The sequence below is a fragment of the Wolbachia endosymbiont of Cardiocondyla obscurior genome (assembly GCF_902713635.1).
Taxonomy (GTDB): domain Bacteria; phylum Pseudomonadota; class Alphaproteobacteria; order Rickettsiales; family Anaplasmataceae; genus Wolbachia; species Wolbachia pipientis.
Genome location: NZ_CACTIU010000064.1, coordinates 1 through 7,398 on the forward strand (window position 1 = coordinate 1; position 7,398 = coordinate 7,398).

At 31.7% G+C, this 7,398-nt stretch carries 9 protein-coding genes; 7 read left to right on the top strand and 2 right to left on the bottom strand.

Annotation, left to right across the window (positions count from 1 at the left end; genetic code table 11):
- Positions 1-100: 100 nt before the first annotated feature.
- Positions 101-1,294, bottom strand: coding sequence for a bifunctional 2-C-methyl-D-erythritol 4-phosphate cytidylyltransferase/2-C-methyl-D-erythritol 2,4-cyclodiphosphate synthase (locus WOCAOBSORBRA_RS05030; protein WP_155969285.1), 1,194 nt, complete (start codon positions 1,292-1,294; stop codon positions 101-103).
- A gap of 263 nt (positions 1,295-1,557) precedes the next feature.
- On the opposite strand from WOCAOBSORBRA_RS05030, the gene WOCAOBSORBRA_RS05035 reads away from it, so the two are divergent.
- The 7 genes from WOCAOBSORBRA_RS05035 (at position 1,558) to WOCAOBSORBRA_RS05065 (ending at position 7,172) form a co-directional block, all read left to right on the top strand.
- Positions 1,558-2,622: an AI-2E family transporter gene (locus tag WOCAOBSORBRA_RS05035; RefSeq protein ID WP_151808091.1), complete on the top strand. Its 1,065-nt coding sequence runs from the start codon at positions 1,558-1,560 to the stop codon at positions 2,620-2,622.
- A 129-nt stretch (positions 2,623-2,751) separates the two neighbouring features.
- Positions 2,752-3,387 carry a DnaA ATPase domain-containing protein gene (locus tag WOCAOBSORBRA_RS05040; RefSeq protein ID WP_006280257.1) on the top strand — a complete coding sequence of 212 codons (636 nt, stop codon included), beginning with the start codon at positions 2,752-2,754 and terminating at the stop codon, positions 3,385-3,387.
- A gap of 205 nt (positions 3,388-3,592) precedes the next feature.
- The gene (locus WOCAOBSORBRA_RS05045) at positions 3,593-3,763 is read left to right on the top strand and encodes a hypothetical protein (protein ID WP_174516059.1); all 171 of its coding nucleotides are present in this window, start codon (positions 3,593-3,595) and stop codon (positions 3,761-3,763) included.
- Complete coding sequence (locus tag WOCAOBSORBRA_RS05050) at positions 3,753-4,739, top strand: tyrosine recombinase (RefSeq protein WP_151808093.1); 987 nt, start codon at positions 3,753-3,755, stop codon at positions 4,737-4,739. Before WOCAOBSORBRA_RS05045 ends, WOCAOBSORBRA_RS05050 begins: the two co-directional genes overlap by 11 nt.
- Before the next feature lie 55 nt (positions 4,740-4,794).
- Positions 4,795-5,520, top strand: a complete 726-nt coding sequence (locus tag WOCAOBSORBRA_RS05055) for a lysophospholipid acyltransferase family protein (protein WP_010963063.1) — start codon at positions 4,795-4,797, stop codon at positions 5,518-5,520.
- Positions 5,521-5,571: 51 nt separating this feature from the next.
- On the top strand, positions 5,572-5,841 hold the full coding sequence (rpsT, locus tag WOCAOBSORBRA_RS05060; protein WP_012673338.1) for a 30S ribosomal protein S20: 270 nt from the start codon (positions 5,572-5,574) through the stop codon (positions 5,839-5,841).
- A gap of 80 nt (positions 5,842-5,921) precedes the next feature.
- Entirely contained in the window at positions 5,922-7,172 is a 1,251-nt protein-coding gene (locus WOCAOBSORBRA_RS05065; RefSeq protein ID WP_015589409.1) for a citrate synthase, read from the top strand.
- 16 nt (positions 7,173-7,188) lie between these two features.
- Here WOCAOBSORBRA_RS05065 and WOCAOBSORBRA_RS05070 read toward each other — a convergent pair whose 3' ends face one another.
- The gene (locus WOCAOBSORBRA_RS05070) at positions 7,189-7,362 is read right to left on the bottom strand and encodes a hypothetical protein (protein ID WP_174516060.1); all 174 of its coding nucleotides are present in this window, start codon (positions 7,360-7,362) and stop codon (positions 7,189-7,191) included.
- Positions 7,363-7,398: the final 36 nt, after the last annotated feature.

The window sequence follows — 7,398 nt, forward strand, 5'->3', positions numbered from 1 at the left end:
GAGTTTTTTTGTCATTTAATCTGTACAGAGAAGATAAATAAATAGCTTCAGTTTCATGATAAGGGGGCTGGCGAAGGATGTCAAGTAAGTTTTTTCGTTTCTATTTCCAATAAAAGTTTGTATGCAATAACACAGAAGCATGCACTGCTATTCCTTCATTTCTTCCAATATAACCTAATTTCTCTGCAGTGGTTGCTTTGATATTTACAAATTCATCATCAATTTCTAATGCTTTTGATATGAATTTCTTCATTTCTACTTTGTAAGGCGATATTTTAGGCTCTTCACAAACTATAGTAATATCTAAATTAGACACGCTGTACCCTTTTTCTTTTGCTTTTTTAGCAGCAAAGTCAAGAAAGTGAGATGAATTGCAATCTTTCCATTCAGAGGAACTAGGAGGAAAGTGCTCTCCTATGTCGCCACATCCCAGTGCTCCGAGTATTGCATCAACGATTGCATGTATTGCAACATCACCATCAGAGTGCGCTTCTATTGCCATGTTGTGTTCAATTTTCACACCGCAAATTTTTATAAAGCTTTCAGCACCATTTTGAACTTTAATGAACTTATGTATATCATAACCGGCTCCGACACGAAATTTTGGCTCTTCAAAAAGAAGCTTTGCCATATTGATATCCTCTTTTGTGGTTAACTTAAAATTGCTTTTCTCACCTTTAATAATCGCAACATGTTTTTTGTGCTCTACCATTAGTGATGAATCGTCAGTAAATTCTTTGACTGATTGATGGCATGATAATAATTCTTTGAAATTAAAAATTTGAGGGGTTTGTATGGCTCTGAGCTTTCCTCTTGAAATCGTAGATTCAATAAAACTATTACTCACCAATGACATAGTGTCTTCAACTTCTATTGCTGGAACTACTCCTGTATATTGATCATTAATCATAGATTCAACCAAGTTATCTATCAGAACATCTGACACAAAAGGCCTACAAGCATCGTGTATAACTACAAAATCTGGGTTAACTTTTTGTAAGCTTTCAAGCCCTAGTTTAACTGAACTTTGCCTGTTTTCTCCTCCGTATACAGGGCTTAGTAATTTAGTGTCTGTAATTAGTGATATAGCTTTCTCATAGAAACTTTCATGGTCTCTATTAATTGCTATTCTTATGTAATCTATATATTGGTTAGCCAGAAATCTTTTAATTGTATGAAATAAAACAGATTTACCTGCCAGTTTTATATATTGCTTAGGAATCGTAGAATTGCATCTACTGCCTACTCCCGCTGCAACTATTAATGCTGCTATTTTGTATTTCTTAGCGCACATATTTCTTTTTGTAGAAGCTTTCCTCTCTATCCAAGATTCTTTCCGAAAAATAAAATTTCTGACATCATATAAAAGTTACTTCCCCTATTAACTAGCATAATTATAATAGCAAAAGAGATATTTAGAGAGCTCAAAATCTATCTTTGCCTGCGGATTAAACAACTAAATTTTAGTAAAAAACGATAGTATTACAAATCGTAAAATACTTTCAACATAGGAAAAATAAATTGCATATTTTTCAGTAAATTAGCTATGCTAAACACATGCAAAAACGTCATATAACTATTTGTTTCATACTGCTTTTTATAATAGGGATGTTATTCCTGATGCGTCCTATGATTTTTCCATGTTTAATATCTATTATTATTGCATATTTGTTTAATCCGCTAGTAGTCAAGTTTGAAAAGTATAGAATACCACGTTCATGTTCTGTAATTTTTATAATACTTATTTTATTAATAGCTTTTATACTAGTCATAACATTTGTTTTACCTATTATATATGTTCAAATTACTTCAATATTAAATTTCTTAGTGAGTAAAGTGCCTTCATTAAAGCTTAAAGTAATCCCCTCTGTATTAGAATTTCTTAATATGAAAATCGAGGATAGCTTATTTGATCATTTATCTAAAAATCTAGCAGAAAATTACAGCAACTATGTATCTTATTTCATGAATGCTCTTGATATTGCTAGTAACTTTATAATCCAAGTGTTAAGTTCAAGCTTTAACACGGTATCATTAATGGTGATTACTCCTGTAGTGTTTTTCTATATATTACGTGATTGGCCTTTAATTATAGAAAAAGCTAGTAAATTAATCCCTATTCCTTACAGAGGAAAAATTGCAGATTATTTTTCCAAAGTGGATTTCATTATATCTAATTATCTAAAGGGGCAGGTAAATGTATGTATTGTCATGATGGTCTTTTACTCTGTGAGTCTGAGCATAATTGGATTGGAACACTCTATTGTTATTGGAATTTTATCAGGAATGTTAACGTTCATACCTTACGTAGGGCCATTATTATATACCATTATTGGGTTTTTGAGCGCTATCACTCAATTTAGTGGATGGTTTGAAAGTGCTGCTGTTTTGCTATTATTTGGTGTTGGGCAATTAATAGATTCAAACATATTAGTTCCTTTATTAATAGGAAAAAAAGTTCATATACATCCAACTGTAATTATTCTGGGAATTACTATATGCGCTTCATATTTTGGATTTACAGGTATATTACTTTTTATTCCAATAATAGCAATGTTCAATGTATCAGTAGAATATGCAATCAATAAATATTTTAAAAGTGAGCTTTATAAAAACGGCTAACAGACCTTTTGCATAATCAATTTATGGTAAGAGGAGAAATGAGCCCAGAATACCTGACACATTTGAGGAGCGTAAGTAAATTTCTGTGCAAAAATTACTACCAGAAAGAGGTTACGTAAGAGGTTCAACGTGCAATTAAATTTATTTAACAACAATCAAGCTGATTATAGCCGGCAAAATTACATCATCTTAGATGAAAATAAGCACGTATATAATTCGGTAGTTAATGATTTATCTTGGAAATGTCTGATTCTTTTTGGACCTAAAAGCTCCGGTAAAACTCATCTTGCTCATATTTGGCAATCAATAAACGATGCAATCTTTATCAATGTGAATAACTTCGTAAGCGAGATTAGGTATAGCGATGCTTTTATTTTAGAAGACGTACAAAACATTAAAGATGAAGCAATGTTATTACATTGTTACAATTACATGAAAGAAAACGACAAGAGGCTGCTAATCACTTCTTCAATTTCACCAAAAAAGCTTAACTTCAAACTAAGAGATTTAAGTTCTCGAATATTATCAACTATCAGCGTAAAAATTTTGCCTGCAAGCGAGGAATTATTAAGAATTATGCTAATAAAACGATTTTCAGATAAACAGTTAAAAATTGATTTAAAAGTGATTAATTATATTTTAGCAAGAATAGAACGTTCTTTCTATAGCATTGATAAAATTATAGAAAAGATAGATAATGAATCTATAGGGTCAAATGTGACCGTTCCTTTTATTAGCACTTTATTAAAAAAAGATGCCATTTGATTTCTTCTTTTGTAAAGGTGTATATTAAAAATTTATTAACACCCATAACACTAACGTAATTGGAATCTCTATCTGTCCATGTTAGAATTATAATCAATTTTATGTTATAATAAATATAGATAGATACAGCTAAGAAGTATTCTATATTTATAGTAGAGCTCACTTTATAAGGTGTTTTTTATAGATTTAACGTTATAATTTAACTATGATAAGAGTAAGATTAAATTTAAGAAAAAGGTTAAAGCAAAAGTTTGTGATGTTCACTCTATTGATAAATGCTTTATTTGTCTCATATTTTCTCATAAGAAACACAGGGAACACTTCTAATCACATTATAGCCAAAGAAATAAATATAGGAACTGATAATGAAAAATAAACAGTCGCAAAATAAAAAAGAAAATCTTTACATAACATATTACATAGATGCTTTAGCTTCAGAGAGGTCCGCTGCACAAAATACTCTGGAAAGTTATCGTTCGGATTTACACCAGTTTGAAGAATTTTTATTGGAAAGCGGCACTACCTTGGTTGGTGTAAACAAAACCAATATTAAAGATTATGTGAAATCTTTATGTACACAAAAAAAATATAAAAGTAGCTCTATATCAAGAAAAATATCCGCTATGAAAAATTTTTACAAGTGTCTATTTAATGACGGAATAATAGATTTTAATCCAGCGCCGGCTAATGATGCTGAATTAAAGAATCCAAAAGTTTCTCGTCCTTTGCCTAAGTATTTAAGTGTCGAAGAAATATTTTTGCTAATGGACACAGTGAGAAAATCAGCAAGCGAATCGAATAAAGAGATAAGCAGTAAAAGGCTATGTGCGATTTTAGATATCCTTTACTCTTCTGGAATGCGTGTTTCTGAACTAATTAGTATGAAATTATGTGAAGTGTCACATTTAATAAACAGTAATAACAAAGAATGCTATATAATAATAAAAGGAAAAAGTGGTAGAGAGAGGCAAATTCTTTTTAATGAACAAGCATTGCAGAGCCTTAGAAATTATTTATCAGTTCGTGATAATCTGATCTCTAAAGAAAAGGAATCCGATTGGCTATTCCCAGGTGATAAACCTAATAAACCAATTACAAGGCAGAGGGTCGGTCAATTAATGAAGGAGTTGGCAAGAAAATGCAATATTGATGAAAATAAGATCTCTCCACACGTGATTAGGCATTCTTTTGCTACCCATCTACTAAATAGCGGAGCAAATATTGTGTTGATACAGAAAGTTCTTGGCCATACTAACCTTTCTACAACACAAATATATACTCATATTGCTAACGAAAAGTTAAAGGACAAATTAGCTGATTCGCATCCTATTACTCAGATGATCAATAATTAAATTTATTGTTTTTAATTTGTAATAAAGTTAAATTTAAATAAATTTATGTGAGTTTGTGATTTCAAGTTTATTGTTTAATTTCTTTCTTATATTATGGGAGGTATTCTATACTTTCATTACTCTCCCTGTAATTTTCTTTTCTGAGTGTGTAATAACCATTTTCCTCGTCTGTTCGGTGAGAGTTGTATTATTCATGCTGCGTTTATTATGTGGCATTAAATATGAAGTGAGGGGAATGGAAAACATCCCTAAGCAACCTTTTATCATTGCATCTAAACACCAATCTCCATTTGAAACATTTATTTTTATACTACTATTTAGAAAAGCGGTTTTTATTTTAAAACGTGAATTGAAATGGATTCCATTCATTGGTTTGCATCTTATAGCGCTGAAAATGATTTTTATTAACCGTTCAGATGGTATCAGTTCTATACGCCATATAATCAAACTAGCAAAAATGCGTATAAAAGAAAATAGAAGCATAATAATATTTCCTGAAGGTACAAGAACAACTATAAACCAAAATATAAAATATCAACCAGGTATTGCTGCTTTATATAGCGTATTATCTGTTCCTGTGTTACCGGTTGCTTTAAACACTGGTTTGTTTTGGCCAAAAAGCATACTTTCTCTGAGAAAGAATCCCGGAAAGGCAGTAATAGAAATATTGCCCCCAATATATCCTGGGTTAAACAAAAATGAATTCTTGCAAAGTTTAGAAAAAATTATTGAAGAGAGAAGCAGTAGATTAACCATAGGAAAAACTGATATTGCAAATTAACAAAAAAACTTTATAATTAAAAGAAAAGTACAGTATTTTAGGTATTAATATATGGCAAATCATAAGAGTGCTAAAAAAATGATAAAGGTAATAGCAAAGCGCACTTTAATAAATAAGATGCGGAAAAGTAAAACTCGCACCTCTATTAGAAAATTGGTTGATATAATCAAGTCTGGCGACAAAGAAAATGTTGTTCTGGCATTTCGGAATGCTGAATCTAATTTACACAAGTGTGTGAATAAAGGTGTTATTCATAGGAATACTGCTGCGCGTAAAATAAGTCGCTTAAATGCAAAAGTAAAAGCATTGATGACCGCTTAATACGGTTAATGTAAAGTTAACTGTATTAATATATACTCCTCAGTTTGTATATTCTGTATAAAATTTAAGTAGCTTAAGTGATGGATAAAAAAGTGCTATTAGAACTAAGTAATGGATTAAAAATCGAGCTACCTGTATTAAGCGGAACAACAGGTCCTGATGTGTTAAATATCAAGGATTTATATAAGATGACAGGATTATTCACTTACGATCCAGGGTTTGTTTCTACAGCTTCATGCTCTTCTACAATTACATTCATTGATGGAGATGAAGGAGTTCTTAAATATAGGGGACATAATATAGCTGATTTGGCAGAGAATAATAATTTTACTGCTGTGATTTATTTATTGCTCTATGGTGAATTACCCAGTTCAGAGCAACACAAAAAATTTCTTCTCAAAATACAAGAATCATCCAAAGTATCAGAGCAAGTTACAAATGTAATTAAAGCATTTCCAAAAACTGCTCACCCTATGTCAATCTTAGTTGCATGTTTTGCAAGTTTGTCAGCATCTTATCATGAAAAGCATGGCAACAATGTCAATGGTGAAGACCTAGATTTTGGAATTTCTGCAATAGCGCAAGTTTCCACAATTATTGCAATGATTTATAGGCATATCAACAATCAGGAATTCATAAATGCTAACAATGAATTAAGTTACAGTGAAAATTTCTTAAAGATGATATTTGGCGATGCTGTTGATAATGATAAAAGCGCCCTTTTTGCAAAAGCTCTGGATAAAATATTTACTCTCCATGCTGATCATGAACAGAATGCTTCTACGGCGGCTGTCAGATTGGTGGGATCGGCTGGTTCTAATCTGTTTGCAAGCCTCTCTGCAGGAGTTGCTACACTTTGGGGACCAGCACATGGTGGAGCTAATGAGGCAGTTATAAATATGCTAAAAGAGATAGAGCAAAGTGGAGATATAGATAAATTCATCGAAAAAGCTAAAGATGATAAAGATCCATTTAAATTGATGGGATTTGGACATCGTGTTTATAAAAATTATGATCCGCGCGCGCGTATATTGAAAGGCGCTTGCCATGAGGTTCTAAGTAAACTAGAACAAAATAATGAACTGCTTAAAATTGCAAAAAAACTTGAAGAAATAGCTTTAAAGGATGAATATTTTATCGTGCGTAAGTTATATCCAAATGTTGATTTTTACTCAGGTATAATAATGAATGCTATTGATATCCCCTCAAATATGTTCACGCCTATTTTTGCACTTGCAAGAACCACTGGTTGGGTTACTCAGTGGTATGAAATGATAAATGATAAAGAAACTAAGATCTGTAGACCAAGGCAACTCTATTTTGGTAAATAAATTTATTTTCACTTCATTAGACTTCTTGCATAACCCAAACTAAGTAGAAAAAAGGTGTCATCCGAGTAGCTGACACTGGTTCCTTTACGACGGAAGTGTCCAGAGGTGTCATTCCAGTCTGGAATCCAGAAAAAAGGATGGTGTCATTCCGTATCCATTCAGCCAATGACGTCAACTTAAGAACTTTCATTAGCAAACTCTCCTAAAGACATGATGGCGTTTAGGC

What these genes read in the sequence shown, in the direction of transcription:
- WOCAOBSORBRA_RS05030 (WP_155969285.1), bottom strand. Translation starts at nt 1,294, where the DNA reads ATGTGCGCTAAGAAATACAAAATAGCAGCATTAATAGTTGCAGCGGGA.
- WOCAOBSORBRA_RS05070 (WP_174516060.1), bottom strand. Translation starts at nt 7,362, where the DNA reads ATGAAAGTTCTTAAGTTGACGTCATTGGCTGAATGGATACGGAATGAC.
- WOCAOBSORBRA_RS05035 (WP_151808091.1), top strand. Translation starts at nt 1,558, where the DNA reads ATGCAAAAACGTCATATAACTATTTGTTTCATACTGCTTTTTATAATA.
- rpsT (WP_012673338.1), top strand. Translation starts at nt 5,572, where the DNA reads ATGGCAAATCATAAGAGTGCTAAAAAAATGATAAAGGTAATAGCAAAG.
- WOCAOBSORBRA_RS05050 (WP_151808093.1), top strand. Translation starts at nt 3,753, where the DNA reads ATGAAAAATAAACAGTCGCAAAATAAAAAAGAAAATCTTTACATAACA.
- WOCAOBSORBRA_RS05065 (WP_015589409.1), top strand. Translation starts at nt 5,922, where the DNA reads ATGGATAAAAAAGTGCTATTAGAACTAAGTAATGGATTAAAAATCGAG.
- WOCAOBSORBRA_RS05045 (WP_174516059.1), top strand. Translation starts at nt 3,593, where the DNA reads ATGATAAGAGTAAGATTAAATTTAAGAAAAAGGTTAAAGCAAAAGTTT.